The organism is Streptomyces sp. NPDC001393 (genome assembly GCF_053597455.1).
Genome location: NZ_JBSFIH010000045.1, coordinates 1 through 24,416 on the forward strand (window position 1 = coordinate 1; position 24,416 = coordinate 24,416).

At 71.2% G+C, this 24,416-nt stretch carries 16 protein-coding genes and 1 pseudogene; 10 read left to right on the forward strand and 7 right to left on the reverse strand.

From position 1 onward, the window contains the following. Both ACWC2T_RS34155 and ACWC2T_RS34160 read left to right on the forward strand, forming a co-directional pair. Positions 1 to 777: pseudogene (locus ACWC2T_RS34155) on the forward strand (glycosyl hydrolase); the annotation flags it as partial. A 400-nt stretch (positions 778 to 1,177) separates the two neighbouring features. Further along, a complete protein-coding gene (locus tag ACWC2T_RS34160; protein ID WP_450674212.1) occupies positions 1,178 to 1,822 on the forward strand; it encodes a dihydrofolate reductase family protein in 645 nt (214 codons plus the stop codon). 148 nt (positions 1,823 to 1,970) lie between these two features. Here the strand turns inward: ACWC2T_RS34160 and ACWC2T_RS34165 are convergent, their stop codons facing one another. The 4 genes from ACWC2T_RS34165 to ACWC2T_RS34180 form a co-directional block, all read right to left on the reverse strand. Next, positions 1,971 to 3,428, reverse strand: coding sequence for a HAMP domain-containing sensor histidine kinase (locus tag ACWC2T_RS34165; protein WP_450674213.1), 1,458 nt, complete (start codon positions 3,426 to 3,428; stop codon positions 1,971 to 1,973). Positions 3,429 to 3,570: 142 nt separating this feature from the next. Beyond that, positions 3,571 to 4,353 carry a class I SAM-dependent methyltransferase gene (locus ACWC2T_RS34170; protein ID WP_450674214.1) on the reverse strand — a complete coding sequence of 261 codons (783 nt, stop codon included), beginning with the start codon at positions 4,351 to 4,353 and terminating at the stop codon, positions 3,571 to 3,573. A 233-nt stretch (positions 4,354 to 4,586) separates the two neighbouring features. Beyond that, positions 4,587 to 6,068, reverse strand: a complete 1,482-nt coding sequence (locus ACWC2T_RS34175) for a sensor histidine kinase (RefSeq protein ID WP_450674215.1) — start codon at positions 6,066 to 6,068, stop codon at positions 4,587 to 4,589. Then, positions 6,065 to 6,826 (reverse strand): response regulator transcription factor, encoded by a 762-nt coding sequence (locus ACWC2T_RS34180; RefSeq protein ID WP_450674216.1) that lies wholly within the window; start codon positions 6,824 to 6,826, stop codon positions 6,065 to 6,067. Before ACWC2T_RS34180 ends, ACWC2T_RS34175 begins: the two co-directional genes overlap by 4 nt. A gap of 387 nt (positions 6,827 to 7,213) precedes the next feature. On the opposite strand from ACWC2T_RS34180, the gene ACWC2T_RS34185 reads away from it, so the two are divergent. The 6 genes from ACWC2T_RS34185 (at position 7,214) to ACWC2T_RS34210 (ending at position 17,160) form a co-directional block, all read left to right on the forward strand. Continuing rightward, positions 7,214 to 8,788 carry an IucA/IucC family protein gene (locus ACWC2T_RS34185; protein WP_450674217.1) on the forward strand — a complete coding sequence of 525 codons (1,575 nt, stop codon included), beginning with the start codon at positions 7,214 to 7,216 and terminating at the stop codon, positions 8,786 to 8,788. A 37-nt stretch (positions 8,789 to 8,825) separates the two neighbouring features. Then, on the forward strand, positions 8,826 to 10,538 hold the full coding sequence (locus ACWC2T_RS34190) for an IucA/IucC family protein (protein WP_450674218.1): 1,713 nt from the start codon (positions 8,826 to 8,828) through the stop codon (positions 10,536 to 10,538). Then, the gene (locus ACWC2T_RS34195) at positions 10,535 to 11,749 is read left to right on the forward strand and encodes a type III PLP-dependent enzyme (protein WP_450674219.1); all 1,215 of its coding nucleotides are present in this window, start codon (positions 10,535 to 10,537) and stop codon (positions 11,747 to 11,749) included. The genes ACWC2T_RS34190 and ACWC2T_RS34195 overlap by 4 nt, the downstream gene beginning before the upstream one ends. Next, positions 11,746 to 13,053 (forward strand): MFS transporter, encoded by a 1,308-nt coding sequence (locus ACWC2T_RS34200; RefSeq protein ID WP_450674220.1) that lies wholly within the window; start codon positions 11,746 to 11,748, stop codon positions 13,051 to 13,053. Before ACWC2T_RS34195 ends, ACWC2T_RS34200 begins: the two co-directional genes overlap by 4 nt. 252 nt (positions 13,054 to 13,305) lie before the next feature. Next, on the forward strand, positions 13,306 to 14,511 hold the full coding sequence (locus ACWC2T_RS34205; protein ID WP_450674221.1) for a COG4705 family protein: 1,206 nt from the start codon (positions 13,306 to 13,308) through the stop codon (positions 14,509 to 14,511). 414 nt (positions 14,512 to 14,925) lie between these two features. Continuing rightward, positions 14,926 to 17,160 (forward strand): bifunctional glycosyltransferase/CDP-glycerol:glycerophosphate glycerophosphotransferase, encoded by a 2,235-nt coding sequence (locus tag ACWC2T_RS34210; RefSeq protein ID WP_450674222.1) that lies wholly within the window; start codon positions 14,926 to 14,928, stop codon positions 17,158 to 17,160. A gap of 12 nt (positions 17,161 to 17,172) precedes the next feature. Here ACWC2T_RS34210 and ACWC2T_RS34215 read toward each other — a convergent pair whose 3' ends face one another. Beyond that, positions 17,173 to 18,786 carry a glycosyltransferase gene (locus ACWC2T_RS34215; protein ID WP_450674223.1) on the reverse strand — a complete coding sequence of 538 codons (1,614 nt, stop codon included), beginning with the start codon at positions 18,784 to 18,786 and terminating at the stop codon, positions 17,173 to 17,175. A gap of 285 nt (positions 18,787 to 19,071) precedes the next feature. Here ACWC2T_RS34215 and ACWC2T_RS34220 point away from each other — a divergent pair, with 285 nt between their 5' ends. After that, a complete protein-coding gene (locus tag ACWC2T_RS34220; RefSeq protein ID WP_450674224.1) occupies positions 19,072 to 19,983 on the forward strand; it encodes a M56 family metallopeptidase in 912 nt (303 codons plus the stop codon). A gap of 64 nt (positions 19,984 to 20,047) precedes the next feature. Here the strand turns inward: ACWC2T_RS34220 and ACWC2T_RS34225 are convergent, their stop codons facing one another. After that, a complete protein-coding gene (locus tag ACWC2T_RS34225; protein WP_450674225.1) occupies positions 20,048 to 20,428 on the reverse strand; it encodes a BlaI/MecI/CopY family transcriptional regulator in 381 nt (126 codons plus the stop codon). Positions 20,429 to 20,680: 252 nt separating this feature from the next. On the opposite strand from ACWC2T_RS34225, the gene ACWC2T_RS34230 reads away from it, so the two are divergent. After that, the gene (locus ACWC2T_RS34230; protein ID WP_450674226.1) at positions 20,681 to 23,203 is read left to right on the forward strand and encodes a transglycosylase domain-containing protein; all 2,523 of its coding nucleotides are present in this window, start codon (positions 20,681 to 20,683) and stop codon (positions 23,201 to 23,203) included. Between the two features lie 199 nt (positions 23,204 to 23,402). Here the strand turns inward: ACWC2T_RS34230 and ACWC2T_RS34235 are convergent, their stop codons facing one another. After that, the gene (locus ACWC2T_RS34235; protein ID WP_450674270.1) at positions 23,403 to 24,413 is read right to left on the reverse strand and encodes a M56 family metallopeptidase; all 1,011 of its coding nucleotides are present in this window, start codon (positions 24,411 to 24,413) and stop codon (positions 23,403 to 23,405) included. Positions 24,414 to 24,416: the final 3 nt, after the last annotated feature.

Sequence of the window (24,416 nt, forward strand, 5' to 3'; positions counted from 1 at the left end):
TCGACGGATCCGTCCAAGGCCACCGAGTACGAGGTCGCACCGCCGGACAAGGACCAGGGCGGCGCGGGCGCCCGCTTCATCGCGCCGATCGCCGCCGACGCCAAGGACACGGGCACCTGGATCGCCGGTGGCCGGCACGTGTGGGTGAACACCAAGGGCTTCGCCATCCGCTCCGGCAAGGAGTGGACGAACGCGTACGACCTCGGTGAGGGCCACGTGGCCACGGCCGTGGCGTCCTCGGGCGGCACGGTGTACGTCGGCTGGTGCGGGCCCTGCAACAACCAGGGCTTCACTCGGGGCATCGCGGTCGGCAACGCCGACGGCACCGGATGGCACCAGTTCAGCCCCCCGGTCGACGGCACCATCCCGAACCGCTACATCTCCGGCTTCGAGGTCGACCCGGCCGACGCCCAGCACGTCTACGTGGCCGTCAACGGCTTCTCCCGCAGGTGGACCGAGGGCCCCGGCGCGGGCGTGGGCCACGTCTTCGAGTCCAAGGACGGCGGCGCGAGCTGGACGGACATCTCGGCCAACCTGCCCGACGTGCCCGCCGACACGGTCAAGCTCCTGCCGAACGGCGGCCTCGCCCTCGGCACCGACCTGGCCACCTTCTACCGCCCCGCCGGTGCCACGAAGTGGCTGGTCCTGGGGCACGACCTGCCCACCACGGCCGTGATGCAGCTGCGTCTCGGCCCCGACGGCAAGCTGTACGCCGCCACGCACGGCCGCGGCATCTGGTCCTTCGACGTACGGCGCCTCAAGGGCCGTAAGGACTGACCACGCCCCGTACGCCCGTGACACGAGGACGGCCGGCGCGAACCCGCTCCCGGGGCGCACCGGCCGTCTGGCGTTCTGGTTCACGCATCGGGGCGGCGACCGTGCCCTGGGGGAGCGGGCGCTGCCGCCGGCGACGGTGAGCGGGCCGGCGGTGCAGAGGGCCTCGTCGAAGGCTTGCCAGCCCGCCGGGGCCTTGCCGACGGCGAAGGACGCCCGCGCCGGGCGGTGACGTCCACCTCGATGCCGTCCGTGTCCGCCACAGCCACCCCCCAAGCAGGCGGCTTCCTGACGTGCCTTGGAAAAAGTTACGGGCTGCTGTCGATCCGGCCCCGTCCCGTTCGACGCCATGATGTGCGGCGCCTCGCCGCACGATGACGCCACAGGACCTGACGAGGAACACATGGATCAACTGCTGAGAGTCATGAACTTCAACGTCTCGAGTGACGGAATCGGTGCCGGTGAGCACCAGAGCCTCGAGCGGCCGTTCGGTTTCGACCATCCCGAGAGGCTGTTCGCCTGGGCCGGAGCCACGGCGAGCTGGCCCATGCGCACGGATTCCGGGGGGAGCCGGGGCCTCGACGACTACTTCACGCGAGACTTCGCACGCAACATCGGTGCAGAGATCATGGGCCGCAACAAGTTCGGGCCCCAACGCGGGCCATGGCAGGACCATGAGTGGCGCGGCTGGTGGGGGGAGGAGCCCCCGTTCCGCACGCCGGTGTTCGTCATGACGCACCACAAGCGTCCGCCGTTCACGCTCTCCGACACCTCGTTCCACTTCGTCGACGGCGACCCGGCCACGGTCCTCGAACGGGCGCGGGAAGCGGCGCAGGGCAACGACGTCCGGCTCGGCGGCGGGGTCTCCACCATCCGGCAGTTCCTTGATGCTGACCTCGTCGACACCATGCATGTGGCGGTCTCGCCGGTAACCCTCGGGTCCGGACTGCGACTCTGGGAGTCCCCCGATGAACTGCTCGACCGGTTCCACCTGGACGTCGTGCCCAGCCCGAGTGGCGTGACGCACCACCTGTTCTGGCGAAGGTGACGCGAGGGCCCGTTCCAGTTGTCGCTGCGGATGCGGGCGCGTTCCTGGTAGCGGGCCGAAGGGGCCCCGTAGCCGTTGTCGCCGGCGGTCCGCCTGACCCCACAAACCCTGCTGTCCGGCTGCCGACCCACACTCCGGGCCCGGCCGGTCACCGAGCCGTGGTGGCGGAGCCGGCCGTCGGCGTCGTAGGAGGGCGTTCGACGCGGGATGCGGGGTCGAGGGTGAAGCCGATGACCGCGCCGCCGCCGGGCCGGTTGCGGGCGAAGGCGGTGCCGCCGTGGGTGACGGCGACGGCGTGCACGATCGCCAGGCCCAGCCCGGAGCCGGGCAGGCTGCGGGCACTGTCGGCGCGGTAGAAACGGTCGAAGACGCGGGGCAGGTCGGCCTCGGCGATGCCCGGTCCGCGGTCGCACACCTCCACGCGCGTGCCCGTGATCGTGACCTCGATCGGCTCGGTTCCGTCCTGGTCGAACTTGGCCGCGTTCTCCAGCAGGTTCGACAGCGCCCGCTGCACCGCGGACGCCCGGACCCGTACGACGGTGGCGTCGGCGTCGACAAGGATCTCCCGGCCGGTGCGGCGCCGGGCGAGGGCGGCCGCATCCTCGGCCATGGCGCGCAGGGCCACCTCCGTGGGCTGCTCGGCTCCCCGGTCGCCGGCGGCCAGCTCGACCAGCTCGTTGACGAGGTTGACCAGTTCGCGGGTCTCGCTCTTCATGTCCGCGATCAGGTCCGCCTTGGCCTGCGGCGGCAGTCGGTCGATCCGGTCCAGGAGAGCCGCGTTGGCCTGCAACGAGGTCAGCGGGGTGCGCAGTTCGTGCCCGGCGTCCTGGATCAGGCGACGCTGGATCTCCTCGGACGCGGCGAGCCGCCCCAGCATGCCGTCGAAGGCCCGCCCGAGCCTGCCGACCTCGTCCTGCCCGGCCACGGGGACCTCGGTGTCCAGCCGGCCGGTGCGGGCCACGTCCTCGGCCACCCGGGTCAGCCGGACCAGCCGCCCGGCGATCCTGCGCGCCAGCCACCAGCCCGCCAGGCCGGCCACCACGATGACGATGGCGCTCAGCTCGACGGTGCGTGTCTTGAGCTCCCTGAGCAGGTCCTCGGTGTCGCTGTACTGCTGGGCCACCTGTACGGCGCCCCGGCCGCCGCCGAGTGCGACGGTGGCGACCCGATAGCGCTCTCCCTGTATCTGGGCCTTGTAGTAGATGGTGTGGCCGGCCTTGGCGTGTGCGGCCGCGGCCCGGTCGAGGGCGCGGACCTGCAGCGCCGGATAGCCGTGCTCCTCGATACGGCCCGCCCTGCCGAGGACCTGGACATCGGTGCGGATGCGGCGCGAGAGGTCGTCGCGGGGGCTGTCGCGGTCGGGGCTCACGCTGAAGTAGTCCGACGGCGACAGACGATGCTGGGCGACCTGCTGGTGGAGGTCGCTGACGACGCCGCGGAAGACGGCGTCCTGGTCGACCCGCACCATCCGCGCCGCCGCGTTGTAGCTGAGGAAGCCGCCGAGGAGGGTGGTGGCGGCGGTGACACAGGCGAAGGAGACGGCGAACACGGTGCCCAGGCTGCGACGGGGATGCAGAATCGCGAATCGGTGTCTTGTGCTGTCCATGGGCGGGGCTTCCTCCGGTGCGGTCGGCGCCGCCAGTGTGCCTGGCCGACCGCCGCCGACGGCAGGGCCCAGGAGCCTTCGCCCACTGCTCTTACTGGCCTCTCACCAGCAGCTTCACCGAGACCGCCGCAGGATCACGCCGCTACACCGCCACCGCGTGCGAGACCCGGATCTTCGACTGGCCGTGCGGGCGCCGCTCCCAGTCGTCCATGAAACGCGCGGTCAGGCCGTGCCGCTCGGCCAGCGAGAGCAGGGTCTCGGTGCGGTAGTAGAAGTCCTCGCGGAGCACCTGGTGCTCGGTTCCCTCCGTCCGGTCGAAGGTGAAGTCGAAGAAGCCGCCCGGGGCCAGCACCCGCCCGACGTTCGCCAGGCACTCGTCGATCACCTCCAGCGGCGAGTGCGAGAAGACGCTGTGGGCGTGCACCACGGTGAACCAGCCCGAGGGCAGGAAGTCGAGCGTCAGGTTCTCGACGAGTGTCAGGTGGGGCAGCCGGTCCTGCAGGCCCCGGCGTACGAGGGTGCGCTGGGCCTCGACGATGATGTCCGGCGAGATGTCGATGCCGTAGTAGTGGCCGGGGGCGAGGTGGTCGATGAACCGCCAGCCCGCGCGCAGGTTCCCGCAGCCGATCTCCAGCATCCGGTCCTGCGGCTTCAGGCCGTGTTCGACCAGGTAGTCGAACTGCATCTGCCCGAGCGCCAGCCAGTGTGCCTCCGTCCCGCTGCCGACGGCACGCCCGGGGCTGCGCGTGGTGTCGGAGGCCATGACGGCGCGGTAGTACGCCACGTGGTCGCGATGACGGAGACCCAGCCAGCTGTCCCGTGCGGCGCGGCGCAGATAGGCAGGGATCCGGCCGGGGTGCCGTAGGGCATAGCGCACCTTGTGCCCCAGGGACGAGCGGTTCCTCGACAGCTCGGACTTCGGCATGGCGCCTCCGTGATCCACGTCAGCCCCCGTCTGGCAGGGTAACCGGGCGCCGGCGGTACGGCCTCCCCACAGCGGGGTGCGACCGGGCGGGGCCGAGGCGTCCGCCGGAGCGGTCCCCGCCGGGTATGCAGCAGTCGTGCCCTTGCCGTCGGCCGTCTTGATGTCGATCTTGGAGCTTTCGGCCTGCGGGGCGTCGCTGTCGTGGTCGTCGTGGTCGGTGCCGCCCCTCGAAGTCAGCGAGCAGAGCTGCTGTGGGTGGTGTGGTGACGGGGGCGTCCTGCGCAGTCGGCGTCCGCAGCGGGGGCCGGGCGTTCGCGGCGTGTGCGGCTCTCGGCGCGCTGGAGACGGACGACGGCGTCGAGCCCACCGCCGGGTGCCGCCTCGAGGGTGACCTCACCGCCGCCGGCGCGGGTGAGTTGCCGGACCATGGGCAGGCCGAGCCCCGTGCCGTCGTGGTCGGCATCAGGAGTCCGCCAGAACCGGTCGAAGGCCCGCTGTCGTTCGGCCTCGGACATGCCGGGCCCCTGGTCGATCACATGCAGCTCGGCCACGGGCGGGGCGTGGCTGCCGTGCTTCGGGGCGACGGTGGCCAGGGTGATCGAGGTTCCCGGTGGGGACACGCGCAGCGCGTTGGAGAGCAGGTTGTCGATGATCTGCTCCAGTGCTCCCGGGACCGCCCATACGCGAACGGCTGTGGTCCCGGAGACGGTGATGTCGACCTGTTGTTCGTCGGCGAAGGCCGTCCAGATGGCCGCGCGATCGGCGACGACGGCGTCGAGATCGACCGCCTCCCGCCTGATCGCGGAGTTCTCCAACCGGGCCAGCGCGAGCAGCCCCTGCACCATACGACTGAGCCGCTCCAGCTCCCCGAGCGCCGTGTCGAGGCTGTCCTGGGCGCAGGGGGCGAGGTGCGGCTCGAAGTTCTCCAGGCGCAGGCGCAGTGCGGTCAGGGGCGTCTTCAGCTGGTGCGATGCCTCGGAGGCGAATGCCTGCTGGGCCTGGAGCAGGTGCTGGAGCCGGGTCGCGGTCCTGGTGAACGACGCGGCGAGGCGTCGTAGTTCCGGCGGCCCGTGATCGGTGGCAGGGGGATCGGTGATCCGGCCTTCGGCGAGTTGTGCGGTGGCGCGTTCCAGGGCCTGGACCGGGCGGGTGATCGAGCGGGCGAGAGCGAAGCCGATCAGGGAGACGGCGGCCAGGACCCCCAGCCCGACGGCGGCGAGGGCCAGCCAGGTGGCGTGGACCTTGGCCTTGAGCGGGCCCAGCGCATACACCGTGCGCACCACACAGGCGACGGTGGCGTTGGAGCCACCCGGCACGGTGACCACGAGGACCTCGGCGCCGGTGGACGGGTCGCTGCGGGTGCCGACGGCGGGCTCATCGCGCAGTGCGGTGGAGATGTCCGGCTCGGCGGACAGGTCCCTGCCCACCAGGGCGGGGGCGGCGGTGTCGGTGAGGACGATGCCCTTCTCGCCGGCCACGAGCACGTGGCTGCCCGTGCGCTGCCCATAGGCTCGGGCGAGTTCGGGCAGATCGGCCGTCAGCCCGTGCTCCATCTTGTCCTCGCAGACCTCGGCGAGCGTCATCGCCTGCTGCTGCGCCGCATGGGAGAAGCGGGACAGCTTGCTGCGGGCGTAGAAGATGCCGAACGGCACCTCGAGCGCGAGCAGGACGAACAGCATGACGCTCAGATGGCTGAGCAGCAGACGGCGCGTCACCGGGATCCTCCGCCGCGCGTCGGCTCTGCGGCGGACGTGGCGTCGACGGGCGCCGGGGGGACCAGGCGGAAGCCGATGCCGCGGATGTTCTCGATCCAGGAGGAGTCCCCGAGCTTGCGGCGCAGCGCGGCGATGTGGACGTCCAGGGTCTTGGTCGGCCCGAAGTAGTCCGGCTCCCAGACCGTGTCGAGAATCTGCCGACGGGAGCAGACGGCCCCGGGGTCCTCCGCGAGACAGGTGAGCAGATCGAACTCCTTGGGCGCGAGGGCGACGGGCGACCGGTGCAGATGGACCTGGCGCGTCCGACGGTCGATGGTCAGCGGGCCGATCCGCTGGCCATCGGGCGTCCCGGGTTCTGCCGGATCATGCGGGGAGCCTGGTTCCGCTCGGTGTGTGTCCAGCACTGCGGGGCGGGTGCGGCGGGTGACGGCACGGATCCGGGCGACCAGTTCCCGGACGCCGAAGGGCTTGGATACGTAGTCGTCCGCCCCCAGCTCGAGGCCGAGCACCCGGTCCACCTCGCTGTCCCTGGCGGTGATCATGATGATCGGCACGGACGAGCGGGCCCGGAGCGCGCGGCAGACGTCGATGCCGTCCATGTCGGGCAGCCCCAGGTCCAGCAACACCATGGCCGCTTCCGGCGCGGCGAGGCCCTCGGCACCTGTTCCGGCGTGTTCGACGGTGAATCCGAAGCGGCGCAGTCCCTCCATCAGCGGTACGGCCACCCGGTCGTCGTCCTCGATCAGCAAGACACGCATGCCGAAAGGCTCACAGACCCCGGCCGAAGGGTGTGGGGCAAACGCCGGTAGCTCCCCCGAGCCGGTGATCTTCCACGAACGGAGTAACCGCCGAAGCCCACATTGCCAGCGTGGAGTAAGCCGGGAGTTAAGGCCGCGCACGCCGGTGTCCCATTGCCCCAGGTGACAGCCGAAAACGGAGTCAGGGGCAGGGCCGCGTGCAAGGAAAGTGTTCCGGGCGGAATCGGCTGTGGACGGGGGCGGAAAAACGCTTCATCGGAGGAATCCGAGCCCCCTGCTGTATGTGCTCTGGCAGTCCGCTTGATCGTCTTCCCGTAGCTTCGCTTGCACGGCCGGTGCCACCGGAGCACCGCGCGCCAAGCACCCGCACCAGCACCTGGATGCCCCATGCCCCTTGATGAACTACGCCTCACGCGCCCGGACTTGGCGGAGCCCTTCACCGCCGCGCTGCCGGGAGCACGCGCCACCGTACTGGGCCGGCTGTGGGGCGCCTTCGCACGGGAACCCCTGCCTGGCGTGACCGGGCACCGCAGGGAGTCCGGAGCCCTGGTGGTCGAGCTGCGGCGGGGCGGTTCGCTCTCGGCGGCCGAGTCCGGTGCGCAGCGGTTCGCCGAGGTGCCCGAGGACTTCACCGTGTCCACACCGGAGGGGCCGGTCAGCGGCCCGGCGGAACTGCTGGCCCAACTGGGCCTGCGTACCCCCGCCGCGAAGCGTCTGGCGGCCGAGCTGGACAACAGCGTCGTCAACCTGGCCTTGGCCAGGGCCGCGAACGCAGGCCGGGCGGCCTCCCCGAACGACTCCGCGGATGCCGAGCAGGCGGTCGTCGACGGCCACCCGCAGCATCCCTGCTGCCGCACGCGCACCGGCATGTCGATCGCCGACGTACTCGCCTACGCGCCCGAGCACCACCCCGTCGTCCACCTGGCGCTGCTCCGTGTCCCGGCCGATCGCTGGCAGGGGGCGGGCGACTGGCCCCGGCCACTGTGTGACGGCGACACCATCCTCCTCCCGCTGCATCCCTGGCAGCGGGACCATGTGCTGGCGCGCCACCCCGACCTGGCGGTCGTGGAGGAGACCATTCCGGCCCGGCCGCTGCTGTCGCTGCGCACCCTGGCACCACTGGCCGCTGTGCCGGGCTGCCACATCAAGACGGCGCTGGATGTGCAGGTCACCAACTACCGGCGCACCATCTCCCCGGCCGAGGTCGCCGACGGGCCTGCGCTGTCCGACCTGGTCACGGCCGTCATCGACAAGGCCGGGTACGGCGCAAGCCTGCGCATCCTGCGGGAGCTGGGCGGCGGCTCGGTGTGCGTGGACGGACAGCCCTCGGCGAGCCTCGCGGCGATGATCCGGGAGTCGAGCGAGTGCTACGTCGACGCCGGGGAGATCGCCGTTCCCCTCACCGCCGTCCACGCGACCGGAGCCGCCGTGGTCTCCGGTGACCCGGTGCGCTGGCTCGCGGACCTCGCCGGGCTCGTGCTGCCGCCCGCGCTGACGCTGCTGTCCATGGGGGTGGCGCTGGAGGCGCACGGCCAGAACACCCTGGTCGTGCTCCGCGACGGGCGGCCGGTGCGCGTGCTGTACCGGGATCTGGACGGCGTACGGGTCAGCCCACGCCGCCTGGCCCGGTGCGGCTTCACCCTGCCGCCGCTGCTCGGCACCCGTGCAGGCGACGACGTGGGTGCGCTGCACACCAAGCTGTTCGGCGCCCTGGTCAGTGGAGTCTTCAGCGAGCTGGTCGATGTCCTGTCGCGGACGCGGGCGGTCGAGCCCCGAGCGCTGTGGGGGGCGGTGGCCGAGGTGGGCCGCCGGGTGTACGCCGGCCTGCCGGACGAGGAGGACGCGGCGGCGTTCTTCGGCGACACGATGCCACTGAAGGCGACCATCGCCATGCGGCTGGCCCAGAACCCCGGCAAGGCGCAATGGACACCGGTTCCCAACCCCCTGGCCGACTGCCGATGAACTCCGCATCCGACCGCCGTCCCACTGGAGCGACCGCATGACCACCGGCACTGCACCCCACACCAGGACCGCCGCCCCAGCCGTCACCGCATCGGCCGCCGAACCGTCACACACCGCCGACACCGTCACCGCCCACACGCTGCTCAACTGCCTGATCCGCGAGGTGTCCGCCCCCGAGCACCAGGTCACGGTCGATGACGGCCACCTCCTGCTACGACTGCCCCGCCGGGGCGTGCTGCTGCGCTCTCCACTGCGCCGGGTCTCGCTGATCGGAGCGCACCGCTTTCAGGGCCCCATCGAGCGGCTCGACGACGACGCCTGGGTGGCAGTCGGCTGGCAGGAGCTGGCCGGATACATCGAGGACGAACTGGAGCTGCGCACGGGGTTCGCCAACGAGGAGTTCCTGAGCCAGGTCGCCGACAGCCGGGAGACGATCCGCACCACCCTGGAGGAGCGGGCGGACGCCACCCGGCACGCAGACCCGTACGTGGCATCGGAGCAGTCCCTGGTGTTCGGCCACCGCTTCCACCCCACGCCCAAGGCCCGCACCGGCGACCCGGCGGACTGGCTGACGTACGGCCCGGAGACCGGCGCGCGCTTCCGGCTGCGCCACCTGGCCGTGCGCCGTCACCTCGTCCGCGAGGAAGGCGAGTTGCGGGAGATGGACGCGCTGTACCCCGCGTCCGGTGCGGGATTCGCCGTACTGCCGGTCCATCCCTGGCAGTACCGGCTGCTCCAGGATCACCACCGGCTGCAGGAGGCCGTGGCCGCCGGCGATGTCGTCGACACCGGAGTGAGCGGACCGGAGCTGGTGCCGACCGCATCGGTGCGCACGCTGTACCACCCCGACAGCGACACCTTCCTCAAGTTCAGTCTGAACGTCCGCCTCACCAACTGCGTCCGCAGACACGCCAGTTACGAGCTGTCGGGCGCCGTCGCCCTCAACCGGCTGCTCCAGCCCCTCTTCGCCGGGCTGGCCGGCCGCTTCCCGGGCTGCGCCGTCCTGGCCGAGCCCGGCTACCGCACGCTCGACACCGGCGGCGACACCGCCCTCCTGGAGGGTCTCGGCGTCATCGTCCGCTCCGGACTGCGCCACCACCTGCGTCCCGGGGTGACACCGCTGCTCGCCGCGGCGATCGCGGACGAATACCCCACCAGCACAGCCCACGTCTCCCACCTCCTCGCCCGCGGCGACGGGGACGTCCTGGCCTGGTGGGACGCGTACCTGCGACTGCTGCTGCCACCGGTGCTGGCCGCCTACTTCGAACACGGGGTCGTCCTGGAACCCCACCTGCAGAACGTCGTCGTCGGTGTGAACCCCGACGGCACCCCGGCGCAGATGCTCTTCCGCGACCTGGAGGGGACCAAGCTCCTGCCCGGGCATCACCGGCGCACCCTCGACGCCCTGCCGGACGACGTCCGAGGACCCCTCACCTACGATCCCGAACACGGCTGGAACCGGGTCGCGTACTGCCTCCTGGTCAACCACACCGCCGAAGTGCTCGGCGCCCTGGCCGACCTCGACCCGACCCTGGAACCCGCCCTCTGGGGCCTGGTCCGTGACCACCTCACCGCCTACGCCCGCACCGCCGCCGAACCGCCACGCCTGCGCGCGCTGCTGTCCGGCGTACCGCTGCCCGCCAAGGCCAACCTGCTCCTGCGCTGGGCTCGCAAGGCCGACCGGCACGCCGGCTACGTCCCCCTGCCCAGCCCACTCGGCGCGGACTTCCCCCGCGAGGTGATCCGGTGAGGGCCGCCCTGCTCGACCACGTCGGCCGACTCGCCGACGACGACCTGCCCGCCTATGTCTACGATCTGCCCGGCCTGCGCGAGCACGTTCGGGCGATCCGGGCCGCACTGCCGGACCGGGTCGAGCTGCTGTATGCGGCCAAGGCCAACTCCGATCCCGCGATCCTGCAGACTCTGGCCGGATGCGTCAGCGGGTTCGAGGTGGCCTCCGGCGGCGAACTGAGCCACGTCCGCCGGCTCACTCCCGGCGCGCCGGTCGCCTTCGGAGGTCCTGGGAAGATGCAGACGGAGCTGGCCTGTGCGATGGACGCCGGAGTGGAGCGCCTGCACGTGGAGGGCGCACACGAACTGCGTCTGCTGACCACCGTGCTGGGCGATCGGAGGGTCGACGTCCTGCTGCGCGTCAACCTGCCCGTCGACCTCGGCCAGGTCGCTCTCGCCATGGGCGGCCGGCCCAGCCCCTTCGGAATGGATCCCGCACAGCTGGACGACTGCCTGGAGCTGATCGCCTCCGACCCACGGGTCCGCCTGCGCGGTCTCCATCTGCATCTGGCCAGCGGACTCCAGGCCGAGGCCCAACTGGCCCTGGTCGAGAAGGTGTTGATGTGGGCCGAGGAGTGGGCCCAGGAACGCCGGGTCGACCTCGCCGAGGTCAACGTCGGAGGCGGCATGGGCGTCGACTACGCGCAACCGCACAGGACGTTCGACTGGCCCGCCTTCGGTGCCGGACTGCGCCGGATCCTGTCCCGGCACCCTCACCTCACGCTGCGGATCGAACCCGGCCGCTCGGTCACCGCCTACTGCGGCTGGTACGTCACCCAGGTCCTGGACATCAAGGTCAGCCGCGGGCAGGCGTTCGCCGTGCTGCGCGGGGGCACCCATCATCTGCGCACCCCGGCCGCGAAACAGCACGACCAGCCCTTCGAGGTGATTCCGGACGACGTCTGGCTGCGGCCCTGGGTCCGCCCGGAGGCGCGCGACGAGCCGGTGACACTGGTCGGACAGCTGTGCACGCCCAAGGACGTCCTGGCGCGCCGGGTCATGGTGAGCCGGCTGCGCGCCGGTGACCGGGTCGCCTTCGCCATGGCCGGCGCCTACGCCTGGAACATCTCCCACCACGCCTTCCTCATGCACCCGCACCCGACCTTCCATCACGTCGACGACGCCCCCGTGTCCAGCACCGGCGACTCGTACGCCCGTCAGCCGTCATGAGCGCGGGCTCCCGCACGCCGGTGGCGGCCGCACTCGCCGTCCGGAACTTCCGTCGCTACCTGCTCGGGCAGCTGGCCTCCAACGTCGGCACCTGGATGCAGCGTGCCGCGCAGGACCTGCTCGTCCTCCACATCACCGGCAACAGCGGCAGTGCGGTCGGCATCGTGACCGCACTGCAGTTCCTGCCCCAGACCCTGTTCGGCCTGACCGGAGGCGTCCTGGCCGACCGGTTCCCCAAGCGGCGGCTTCTGCTCCTGACCCAGACCGCCATGGCAATGCAGTCGCTCCTGCTCGGACTGCTGACCGTCACCGGCGCGGTGAACCTGGTGTCCGTCTACTCGTTGGCCTTCGCCCTCGGCACCGCCACCGCCGTGGACAGCCCCGCCCGCAACGCCTACATCTGCGAACTGGTCGGCCGGGAGCGCGTGGCCACCGCGGTCAGCCTGAACTCGGCCCAGTTCAACGTGGCCCGCACCCTCGGCCCCGCCCTCGCCGGCCTGAGCGTCGCCGCCTTCGGCACGGGCCCGGTGTTCCTCGCGAACGCGGCCTCGTACCTCGCCGTCCTCTACGGCCTGGTCACCATCCGTACAGAGGAGCTCGCCGACCACGGCCGGCCGCGACCAGGGGGCCGGGTCCGGCTGCGCGATGCCTTCCCCGCCATCACGTCCACCCCGGAACTCCTCCTGCCGATCACCCTCGTCGCCTTCGTCGGCACCTTCGGCCTCAACTTCCAGGTCACCATCTCGCTCGTGGCCATCACGGCCTTCCACACGGGCGCCGCCGCTTTCGGCTGCCTTTCCGCCGCGTACGCCCTGGGCGGCCTCGCCGGCGCGCTCCACGGGGCGAGCACCGGGAAGCCACCCACCGCACGCCGTCTGATCTCCACCACGATCGTCTTCGGGGCGCTGGAAGCCGCGCAGGGCCTGATGCCGGGCTACGGCACGTTCCTGGCCCTGCTGATCCCCACCGGTTTCGCCGCGGCGATCGTGACGACCACCGCCAACGCGCTGACCCAGCTTCATGCCGGCCCACACCTGCGGGGCCGTGTCATGTCCGTCTACTTCCTGGTCCTTCTGGGCGGCACCCCGGTCGGCGCTCCGCTGGTCGGCCTGGTGTCGGACACCCTCGGCGCCCGCTCCACCCTGGTCCTGGGCGGCGTCATCTCCGCGTCCTCGGCGCTCGCGCTCCGCGCCTGGAGCACAGGCCGGATCCACATGCGCACGCGAGCTGCAGGAGCCGCCTCCGTGGTCGGCTCACCCCTTGCGTCAGCCCAGCCGACAGGTCAACGGCGGAGCGACCTCTGACGTGTCCGCGGCGGCACCTGTGCCTCGAAACCGCGCCGGCTCGCGGGATCGGGGCAGGTGACGACGGCAGTCAGGATGCGTTCAGGTCCCCCGATGGCACAGTCCGGCAGCATGACCTATGAAACGTCTGAGAGTCCTGTGGTTCCAGCGGCAGGCATCCAGCAAGGAGACCACCAGCGAGTCGCCCAGCAGCCGGCCGGGGCGGCCTCTCACCGCCGCTCCGCCGGGCGTCTTCGGACGCCTGCCGGGCAGATGCTGAACAAGGTTCCCGAGGTCACGATCTGGTTCTGGATCATCAAGATCCTGTGCACCACGGTCGGCGAGAGCTTCGCCGACTGGATCAACATGAACCTCGGTGTGGGCCTGATCAACACCGCACTGATCTTCACCGTCGTTCTCGCAGGCGTCCTGGGCTGGCAGCTCAGCACCAAGCGCTACATCCCGTTCGTGTACTGGCTCACCGTCGTGGTGGTGAGCGTGACCGGCACTCTCTACACCGACATCCTCACCGACAGCCAGGGCGTTCCCCTCGCGCTGAGCACGAGTGTGTTCGCCGTCGTCCTCGCCGTTGTCTTCGGCGTCTGGTACGCGCGCGAGCGGACCCTGTCGGTCCACACCATCACCACCCGTCCCCGTGAGCTCTTCTACTGGCTCGCGGTCCTGGTCACGTTTGCCCTCGGCACCGCCACCGGTGACTGGACCCTGGACCTGACCGGCTGGACCGCGGGCGTCTCCGTGCTCCTGCCCCTCGGGTTGATCGTCGCGATCGTCGTCGGCTGGCGCCTCGGCGCCAACGCGGTGCTCTCCTTCTGGCTGGCCTACATCCTCACCCGCCCGCTCGGCGCCAACCTCGGCGACTGGCTCGGCTCGTCCAGCGGCGACGGCGGCCTGGGCCTCGGCACCGCGGTGACCAGCGTGATCTTCCTCGTCGCCATCCTCGCCACGGTCGTGTACCTCACGCTCAGCCGGAGCGATGTCATCGAAACCCAGGACCTCAGCGATGCCCCACGAGCGCTGAACCCGGCGCGTGAGCGGATCATGCTCGGTTACTACGCCGTCGTGGCGGTCGCGACCGCGGCGCTTCTCGTCTGGGCACACGGCCAGCCGCACGCGGCCGCGGCCAGCGAGTCCGACCCGCCCGCACCTGTCACCACGCACCTCACCCCGAAGCAGGCGACGGCACCCTTCCCGCCGGCTGAGATCGCGAAGTTCCGCACGATCACAGCTGACACCCTGGCCAAGCTCAACTCGGGCAACCAGTCGGCCGCGACTACCCGAGTGACTGACCTGGAGACCGCTTGGGACGACGGCCAGCCCACTCTCGAGCCCAAGAGCGAGCAGTCGTGGCACTTCCTCGACAGTGAGATCGACCAGGTCCTGAAGGCGCTGCGTGCCCCGAACCCCGACAAGGCCACCGAGGTCAAGGCGCTCAACACGCTCCTCACCTCACTCGGCTGAACAACCGGGACGACGGGCTGCCCCCGGCACATCCCCTGCGCCGGGGCAGCCGACATCCCTGGCCGTCACAGGTCATCCATTCGGGTGGTGTCCTGGACGGGTTCCCGACGCGCTGATCACGTTTCCGGGTATCCCTGAGTCGGCCGGCATCCCCACCGGTCGCCGGCCTTCACTGGTAGTCCTACACATCGTAGGACTACCCTGTGCTCGGGACTGCCGCGTTTCCCAGCGCATAGGTGTGCCCGGCGAACGCGAGCCGGTGGATCGCGTCGGGTCGGCGCGAACGGCACGACATTCCGTCCGGCGCGCGCGTCCCGCGACCTTCGCGGGACCTGCGGGGGGAAACCGTACGGGCGTTGGTCGGTCGCAGGTCCGGTCACGCACGGCAGACACCGACACACGTCTGGAGGACACATGGCAACAAGGGACAGCCTGGCCACCCAGCCGTCCGAGGGGGAGGTGCTCATCAGCGTCGTCCTGCCGGTGTACCAGGTGGAGGAATTTCTGCCGGAATGCCTGGACTCCCTGCTCGGACCGGCGCAGTCCTTCGAGGGCATCGAGGTGGTGGCCGTGGACGACTGTTCCCCCGACGGCAGCGGTGCCCTGCTCGACGCGTACGCGGCCAGGGACTCCCGGCTGCGCGTCGTGCACCTGCCGGAGAACGTCGGACTCGGCCGGGCGCGCGGTGAGGGCCTGGACCGGGCCAAGGGTGACTACGTCTGGTTCGTCGACAGCGACGACCGGCTGACCACCGGGGCGCTGTCCGCGGTCGCCGAGCGGCTGCGGCGGACCCGTCCCGACGTGCTTCTCGTCGACCATGGTCTGGTCAACCCGGACGGAAGCGTGCAGCGGAACGTGCGCGCGCACCTGTTCCGGGACGCTCCCGAGACGTTCACGCTCGCGGAGCGGCCCAGCACCCTGGACCTCGTCATGACCGCGTGGAGCAGAGTGCTGCGCCGGGACTTCCTGCTCGGCCTGGACCTGGACTTCGGGCACGGATACTACGAAGACATCTCCGTCACCTATCCCACGCTGCTCGCGGCGCGCCGGATCAGCATGCTCGACCGGGTCTGCTACCACTACCGGCGCGGACGTCAGGGCGCGATCACCAACACCTCCAGCCCCAAGCACTTCGATCTCTTCGGCCAGTACGAGCGGATCTTCGCCTTCATCGACGACGCGACCACGACCGCCGAGCCGTTCCGCAAGGCGGTCTTCGACCGCACCGTGCGCCATGCGACGACCGTGCTCGCCACCCCCGGCCTGGTGCCGCAGCACCTGCGGCGCGACTTCTTCCTCCGGGCGGCGGAGCACTTCCGGCGGTTCCGGCCGCGTGACTACACCTACCCGTCCGGGCTCCGCGGCGTGCAGTACCGGCTGGTGGAGCGAGGGGCCTATCCCGCCTACGCGGCGCTGGAGCCGGTGAACCGGCTTCGCCTCGCCCTTCGTACCGCCCTCGGCCGGGCGCGCGGTGCGGCCCGCCGGACACCCCGGCTCGCGGCGACGGCGCTGCGGCGGGCCTACTACCGCGCCTGCCTGCGGCTTCCCGCCGACGACACCCTGGCCGTCTACGCCGCCTACTGGAACCGCGGTTACGCCTGCAATCCCGCGGCCATCTACGAGAAGGCCCGCGAACTCGCGCCCGGCATCCGGGGAGTGTGGGTGGTCGCCAAGGACAGGACGGCTTCCGTCCCGCCGGGCGTGGAGTACGTGGTGGAGGGAACCCCCCGCTGCCTGCGCACCATGGCACGGGCCAAGTACCTGGTCAACAACGTCAACTTCCCGTACGAGCTGCCCAAACGGCGTGGCGCGGTGCTGGTGCAGACACAGCACGGCACCCCGCTGAAGAAGATGGGCACCGACCTGCGGGACCACCCCGCCGCCGCGCGCGGCATGAACTTCGACCGGCTGGTGGAGCAGTGCGGCCGGTGGAACGTCCTGGTCTCGCCGAACCCGCACACCACCGAGGTGTTCACCCGGGTCTACCCCGGTGGTTACGAGGTGCTCGAAACCGGCTACCCGCGCGTCGACCGGCTGGTCAACGCCTCACTCGACCGGGTGCAGCGGGTACGGGGCGAACTCGGCATCGCCCCCGGGCAGACCGCGGTCCTCTACGCCCCCACCCACCGCGACCACCAGGACGAGACGGCGTCCGTCCTGGACGTGCGGCAGTTCGCCGACCAACTCGGTGACGACCATGTCCTGCTGGTGCGCTCGCACTACTTCGAGCTCCCGGGGACCTCCTCGTCACGGGGCGTCGTGGACGTCTCGTCCCACCCGTCCATCGAAGACCTGTGCATCGCCTCCGATGTCCTGATCACCGACTACTCCTCCGTGATGTTCGACTACGCCGTCCTGGACCGGCCGATCGTGATCTACGCGCCCGACTGGGAGGAGTACCGGCGCTCACGCGGGGTCTACCTCGACCTCCTCGCCGAGGGTCCCGGCGCCGTCGCCACCACGCAGGAAGCACTCGTCGAGGTGTTCCGGAGCGGCGAGCACACGGGGCCGCGGGCGGCGGAGCGGCTCGCCGGGTTCCGGGACCGTTTCTGCCCCCATGACGACGGACGCGCGGCCGAGCGGGTCGTGCGCAGCGTCTTCCTGGGGGAGGCGGCCGACTCCAACAGCCTCACCCCGGCCAGGGGTTGAACACGTCGCCGGTCAACGGCGCGTGCGGCGGGCGAGTCGCCCTGCGACGACGGTGCGCATTCCGGCGAGGCCATCGGCGACGCGCAGGGCGAGAGCCCCGCTGTGGGTGGCATACGGCTGGATCAGCAGCACCCGCCCCCGCCGGCCGAGCCGCACCAGTCGCCTGAGCCCTGATCCGGCGCGCAGCGGCCTCGTGACCGTCGCGCCGTCCCGGAAGGCCAGGGTCACCCAGGCGTCCCATGTGGTGATCGCGCCGTCTTCGCAGAGCGCCCCCGCGTCGACGGCGACGACGGCACGCCGGCCCGCGCCGCCGGGCACCGCCTCCCACACCCCCTCGCACCGGTGCGCCGCGTCCGTCACCCGGTGCCGGAACGCGACGATCGCCCTCTGCGGGCCGGCGTGCGCGGTTCTGCCGTAGAGCTCGGGCAGCCGTAGTTCGAGCAGCAGCCGACGCCCTGCCCTCACATCCGCGGCGACGTACCACGGGAGCTGCTCGATCGGGGCGTCCGCGAGCCCGTCGAGCACGATCTCGTCCGCCCCGTCGGGGGCGGAGGTCACCTCGTCCCACAGCGGTCGCCGCGGGTCACCGGCGTACGGCGGCGACAGCCGCGGCGGGTCGGCCGCCAGCTCGGCCAGCCGTCGCAGACCGGCGGCCTGCCGCTCGCGGCCGAGCAGGACCGCGGTGCGCCAGCGGGCTGCGGGTGTGGCCCGGGACACGGCCTCCTCCTCGAAGGCGCGTACGTGCTCGCGGGAGATCCGCCACCAGAGGTCCTGGTACTCCGGCGCACGCTGGGGCAGCTCACGCAGGTAGACGGCGAGATCGAACTCCAGGAACTTGGTCTGCGCCGCGAGCAGCAGATCCCGCTCACCGCTGTCCCGCATGATCTCCAGCACCTGCTGATGCGCGGCGACCCGGTCCTGCCAGTTCTGAATCCGGTCCCGGCGCAGTGAGATCGAGGCCTGACCGGTGCCGTAGCGCACATGCCAGACGTAGACGGTCTCGGGGGTGACGGCGAGGCGCGGGCGGGCCGCGTAGACACGCGCGGTGAAGACGAAGTCCTCGTAGTGCGCCGCGCCGTCGGGGAACCGGATCCGCCGGGACAGCAGGAACTCCCGGCGGTAGATCTTGTTCACCGACAGTGTGTCCCACAGCGTCTCGGGGCGCCCGGCCACGCCGTCGTGCACCGACTCCGCGGTGAACAGCTGTTGCTGCCAGGGGATCTCACGTCCCCCGGGCAGCTCGCGCCGTACACACAGACCGGCTGCCACATCGGCGTCGTGCCGCCGTGCGACGGCGAGCAGCGCGTCCACGGCCTTCGAGGGAAGCACGTCGTCGCTGTCGAGGAAGACGAGCCACGGGAAGCGGGCCGCGTCGATACCGTCGTTGCGTGGGGTTCCGCACCCGCCGCTGTTGCCGGCCCGGCGTACGACACGTACCCGAGGGTCGGCGGCTGCGAGCCGTTCCAGCACGTGGGGCGTGTCGTCGGTGGACGCGTCGTCGACCACTACCACCTCGCCGACCGCATCCCCCTGAGCGAGAGCCGAGGTGACCGCCTCTGCGACTCGTTCGGCGTCGTTGTAGGTGATGACCACCACCGTCACGACGCCATCGTTCACGCTGGACACCTCTGATCTCCTTCGTGCAAATGAACTCCCACACTATGTGAGACCAATGAGTGATGCCGAGCGAGACCGGATGCGTAGGGCCGACGGCCGGCGCCTCACTGCTCCGTGCATCAAGTGTTCGAGGCTGAAGAACTCACTCGAGTCTTACCTGACGCACGTCGAACGAGCGACCAACCGTGCTCTACTGGGCCGCCACATGTAAGGAATGGGCGTTGCGCGCCGCACGCGTGCGTCGGCGCTGCGCGCCTCCCGCGGCGTCCGGAACCGAATCCGACCGGAGCCGCTGTGCACATCACCGTCTACCTGCTTCTCCTGGCCTCGGTCGTCCTGGCATTGCTCGGTCCGCAGCTGGGACGCCGGCTGGCCCCCGCTGCCGCGGTGCGCGCCCTGACCCTGCTGAGTCTCGTCGCGACGGCCGCCCTGGTGTGGGGGATGACCGCCGTCACCGTGGGCGGACTGGGCCGCACCGACGCCTTCCAGGACCAGGCTCACAGCAGCCCTGTCGCCCTCGCGCATGACGACCCGGTTCCCAACGTCCTGGGCGCGCTGGCGGCCGGACTGCTTGCGGTGTCGCTGCTCAGGGCGCTCACGGTGCTACGGCGCCGACGGTCGGCGCTGCGCGGGCTCGCTCCGCTGAGAAAACGGCCGGCCGCCGGTGACCTGGTGGTGATCGAGGCGGACAGGCCGGACGCCTACGCGCTGCCGGGCAGGTCACGGCGAGTCGTCGTGACCTCCGCCATGCTGCGCGCCCTGCCCGCCGACGAACAGGCGGTGCTGCTCGCTCACGAACGGGCCCATCTGCTCCACCGACACCACCTCTACGCGGCGATCGCCGAGACGGCGGCCGCCTGCAACCCCCTGTTGCGGCCGGTGCGCGACCTCATCGCCTTCCACATCGAACGCTGGGCGGACGAGGAAGCCGCGCGGACGACCGGCAGCCGTCTGCTAGCCGCCCGTTCTCTGGCCCGCGCCGCACTCGCGATCGCCGATGCCACCCGAGCGCGGGAGCCGCAAGGCGTCCTTGCCTATCTGCGGCACAAGGTCACGGCGCGCGTCGGCGCTCTGCAGGCCGAACGTCCGACCAGTCACTGGGGCGCGGTCTCGCCCGCCGTGGCGGTCACCGCCCTGACCGGTGTGGCCTTCGCCGAGGTCACCTCGGACTTCGCCCGTTGCCTGCACGTTCTCCATCTGTTCTGACGCCGAGCGGAGCCGCGCGCAGGGCACCCGTGCCCCGGAACAGACCGTCCCTTCGCGGGTTGCGTCAGTCGCCAGGACCGAGCAGGGCGCGCAGCGCGGCCTCGTCCGCGGGGTCGAGGGCCTCGATGAAGCGCTGCAGCACGGCAGTGCGATCGTGGCCGCGGTCCAGCGCGGTCTTCATCTGCTCGGCGGAAGCCTCGGCCGCTTCCCGGCGCGGGAGATAGGCGTGGGCCCGTCCGGCGCGCTGGCGTTCGAGCATCCCTTTGGCGTGCAGTCGCCCCAACACGGTCAGCACGGTCTTGTAGGCGAGCCCCGGTGCGAGGGCGGCCTGCACGGCGGCGGCGGTCATCGGCCTGCCGGAGCCCCAGAGCACGGCCATGATCTCGGCCTCCAGAGCCCCGCTCGCCCGGCGGTCGGCGTGCTCGCCCTCGCTGTCGTGAGCCATGCCCGACCCCTTCTGTGCCGCCCGTACGCGCGCCTGCCTCCCGTACGCGCGCCACGATCGATCCTACGCGTCGTGGGGCTTTGCCCAGAGGCGGTTGCCGACGCGGTCCGGGCACCGGTTAGTCTTACATTTTGTAGGAAACTGGAGCTTCAGTCCGCGCCGGTCCAGGGCACCCGTCGCAGACCACATCGGTGTGGCGGGTGCGGCTTCGCGGTGACGTGCGGGCTCGAGCCAGGTCGAGGAGTGGCGAAGATGGGCGGACACCGGCGCAGGCCGTCCGGCAGGACGGGGCCGCACGGCCCTGACGACTCGCGGTACGGCGTCCGGGCCGCCCAGGCCGATGACGGACGAGCGGGACGTCGGAGGGCGGACAACCGGCGTCCGAACACCAGGCGTTCCGGCCGGCGCGGCCTCATCGACTACCCGCGGGCGGGCAAGCGGGGCCTGCGGCGGTGGCTGCCCTCCTGGAAGCAGGTGTTCGGCACCTTCCTGCTGTTCTTCGGCGGCCTGCTGGGGCTGTTCGGTTACGCCTACGCCACGACGACGATCCCCAGCGCGAATCCCAGCACGCAGCTGCAGAGCAACACCTACTACTGGTCCGACGGCTCGGTGATGGCCACCCAGGGGTCGACCAACCGGCAGAACGTCGACCTCGCCCAGGTTCCGAAGCTGGTCCAGTGGGACTTCCTCGCCGCGGAGAACGCGACCTTCTACACCGACCCCGGCGTCGACATGCAGGGCATGCTCCGGGCCGTCTACCACATGGCCACGGGTGGTGAGGTGCAGTCCGGGTCCACCATCACCCAGCAGTTCGTGAAGAACACCTACCTCAGCCAGAACCAGTCGGTCACCCGCAAGCTCAGGGAGATCATGATCTCCCTGAAGATCGGCGGCCAGATGTCCAAACAGCAGATCCTGCAGGGGTACCTCAACAGCTGCTACTACGGGCGGGACGCCTACGGCATCGAGGCCGCGGCCCGGGTCTACTACCACGAGCACGCCTCCGAACTGACCGTCAGCCAGGGCGCGTTCATCGCCGCCACGGTGAACGAGCCGAGCCTGCTGATGCACGCCGACACCGACCCGCAGGCCAAGGCCCAGGCCACGGCGCGCTGGACGTACGTCCTGCAGCGCATGGCCAAGATCCACAAGATCACCGACGCCCAGGAGCAGCAGTACCTGGCCGCCGGGTTCCCCACGCCCAAGCCGTACACGCCGTCGGCGGGGATGTCGGGGCAGACCGGTTATCTGGTGGACACCGCGAAGAAGTACGTCGAGGCCCACTCGTCGATCACCGAGCAGCAGCTCGGCCGCGGCGGCTACCAGATCTACACCACCTTCGACAAGAAGAGGGTGAACGCGCTGTCGGCGTCCGTGGCGGCGATGGAGAAGAAGCACCTCGACCCCGCGCACCGCTCGGCCGACAAGGACGTCCAGGTCGGCGCCGCGTCGATCGATCCGTCGAGCGGCGCCGTCGTGGCCCTGTACGGCGGGCCGGGCTGGGACAAGGGCCACTGGACCGACAACGCCGACGCCACCGGTGTGCCGGTCGGCTCCACCTTCAAGCCCGTCGACCTGGCCGCGGCCCTCGACAACGGCGCCGTACTCTCCCCGGGTCAGCCACCCTCGACGATCACCCCGGACTCCAAGTTCAACGGCGACGACGGGATCACGATCAAGAACCAGCAGGGCCAGGAAATGCCGGACTCCGGCGACCCCACGGGGCTCCTGCACCAACGCAACGACGTTCCCACGAAGTGGGGTTACATCACGCTGCGCAAGGCCATGGAGCAGTCGGTCAACACCCCCTACGTCCAGCTCGGTGAGTACGTCGGCTACACCAACGTGGAGAACGAAGCCCTCAAGGCGGGTCTGCTGCGCAAGAGCCTGCAGTTCGACACCCCCGGCTTCTACATCGGCACCTCCACCCCCTCGGCGATCCGTATGGCCGACGCGTACGCCACTTTCGACGACAGCGGCGTGCAGCACGAGCCGTACTCGGTGACCAAGGTCATCGCCGATGGCCAGCAAGTGCCCGGCTTCGACAAGCCCAAGGGCACCACGGCCATGCCCGCCTCGACCGCCGACACCGTCACCGACGTCCTGCAGGGTGTCGTCAAGAGCGGCACGGGCACCCACGCCCAGGCCCTGGGCCGCCCGGTGGCCGGCAAGACCGGTACCACCGACGACTACAAGTCCGCCTGGTTCATCGGCTACACACCCCAACTGGTGACGTCCGTCAGCATGTTCAAGGAGGACCCGAAGAACTCCGGGCTGCAGTCGATGAAGGGCGTCGGCGGTTTCTCCAAGGTCTTCGGCGCCGACATGCCCACCGAGGTGTGGACCGGCTACATGACCGACGCCCTCCAGGGCCAGCCCGTCCAGCAGTTCCCGCCCGCGCCGCAACTGGGCAAGGGCACCGACGAGAACGGCGCCCCCTCGCCCACCCCCACCCCCACCGCGAGCACGCCGCAGGCCACCCCGACCACACCGGCCACGCCGAGCCCCTCCACCGGAGCGTGCCGCCACCACAGGAAGCAGTGCCCCGGCCCGAGCCCGACGGACACCTCCGGCACCAGCGCCGGCGGCACCGGCGGGGCGGCCGGCGGTACGGGTGGTGGTGGGCTGCTCGGCGGTACCAGCGGCGGTGGCACGTCGGGCGGCGGCACCGGTGGCGGCGGCACGGGTGGCGGTGGCACGACCGGCGGCGGCACCACGGGGGGCACCTCGCCCACGCCCGGTCCCACCTTCGGCGGCCAAGGCCGACGTGCGTAGCGGGACGCTCACAGCTCCCGGGCGTCCACAGCGCCTTGTGGTAACTGACTGCCCGCAAGCAGGCCGATGCGGCGGCGCCCGCAAGGGCGGGCTCTGGCCGTTCGCCGCCGCCCGCTGAGGGAACTGCTCTGTGTCCGCGCGGAGCTCGCCCCACGGCGTTGCCGTGCCGCTCGGCGACCGGGTGAGGGCGGCCGCACCGTTACGGTCGGTGCTCCCTGCGCTTGTGCCGCTCATGGCCGCCACAGCAGGGGCCGGACGGGTGCCGGTGCTGCATCGCCGAGCCGGCAGGACCGGCCTGGACCACGCACTGTGCCCACTGCGCACTGTCCACCATGTGGTCGCTGTCGGATGCGGCGTTGGCCAGGCTGGCACAGCAGACCGCCAGCAGCAGGCCCCCCGTCACCAGGGGCAGACGTCGACGTACCGGAGGCGGGGCCAGCAGGGCCTGCACCCGCTGCGGCACCGCCCCGCCTGTCACGGCCAGGGCGGCGGGACGCGGCACTCCGGCCGATGCGAGAGCCGCGCGCCCGACGGCATGGGCGACGACCCTGCGGTCGCCGACCCGCTCGGCGGCCTCCTCGTCGGCCCAGCGCTCCAGTACGAAACCACCGGCGGCGACCAACGGCCGCAGCAGCGGGTTCAACGCCGCGGCGAGCCGCCACACGCTCTCGAAGAGATGGTGCCGACCACACAGATGCGCCCGCTCGTGTGCGAGCAGAGCCTCGCGCTCGGCGTGGCCGAGACAGCGCAGCATCCCCCGGGAGACCACGATCCGTCCCGGGGCGCCAGGCAGGGCGAAGGCCAGCGGGACGTCGTCGTCCACCACCGCCAGTTGGGTGTCTCCGGGAAGATGGGCGCATTCCCGCCGCGCCCGCACGAGGTGACGGACCTGCCGTACGGCGGCCACGACCAGCGAGACCATGCCGACCAGCAGCACCAGGGTGCTTGCCGCCGCGACGATGCGGTACACCGGGTCCTCGGCGCGCAGCGCTGCCACGGACCAGCGGCCCTCGGCGGCGACCTGCGGGACCTGCGCCACGCCCGTGAAGGCGAGCAGGGCGAGTGACCCTGCCCAGCCGATCGCCGTCACGACTGCTGCGCAGGCCAGCGCCCAGGCGGCGGGGCGCGGGGGCAGCCGGCGCGCGAGCCGGGGCCCGAGTGCGGCGAGCACGGCCGTGACCACGAACGGAATGTAGACGCTGATCAGCATCCG

Excerpts from the sequence above, each read along its gene's own strand:
- ACWC2T_RS34230 (WP_450674226.1), top strand. The coding sequence starts at position 20,681 with ATGGGCGGACACCGGCGCAGGCCGTCCGGCAGGACGGGGCCGCACGGC.
- ACWC2T_RS34205 (WP_450674221.1), top strand. The coding sequence starts at position 13,306 with ATGCTGAACAAGGTTCCCGAGGTCACGATCTGGTTCTGGATCATCAAG.
- ACWC2T_RS34185 (WP_450674217.1), top strand. The coding sequence starts at position 7,214 with ATGCCCCTTGATGAACTACGCCTCACGCGCCCGGACTTGGCGGAGCCC.
- ACWC2T_RS34200 (WP_450674220.1), top strand. The coding sequence starts at position 11,746 with ATGAGCGCGGGCTCCCGCACGCCGGTGGCGGCCGCACTCGCCGTCCGG.
- ACWC2T_RS34160 (WP_450674212.1), top strand. The coding sequence starts at position 1,178 with ATGGATCAACTGCTGAGAGTCATGAACTTCAACGTCTCGAGTGACGGA.
- ACWC2T_RS34165 (WP_450674213.1), bottom strand. The coding sequence starts at position 3,428 with ATGGACAGCACAAGACACCGATTCGCGATTCTGCATCCCCGTCGCAGC.
- ACWC2T_RS34190 (WP_450674218.1), top strand. The coding sequence starts at position 8,826 with ATGACCACCGGCACTGCACCCCACACCAGGACCGCCGCCCCAGCCGTC.
- ACWC2T_RS34170 (WP_450674214.1), bottom strand. The coding sequence starts at position 4,353 with ATGCCGAAGTCCGAGCTGTCGAGGAACCGCTCGTCCCTGGGGCACAAG.
- ACWC2T_RS34225 (WP_450674225.1), bottom strand. The coding sequence starts at position 20,428 with ATGGCTCACGACAGCGAGGGCGAGCACGCCGACCGCCGGGCGAGCGGG.
- ACWC2T_RS34210 (WP_450674222.1), top strand. The coding sequence starts at position 14,926 with ATGGCAACAAGGGACAGCCTGGCCACCCAGCCGTCCGAGGGGGAGGTG.
- ACWC2T_RS34235 (WP_450674270.1), bottom strand. The coding sequence starts at position 24,413 with ATGCTGATCAGCGTCTACATTCCGTTCGTGGTCACGGCCGTGCTCGCC.
- ACWC2T_RS34180 (WP_450674216.1), bottom strand. The coding sequence starts at position 6,826 with ATGCGTGTCTTGCTGATCGAGGACGACGACCGGGTGGCCGTACCGCTG.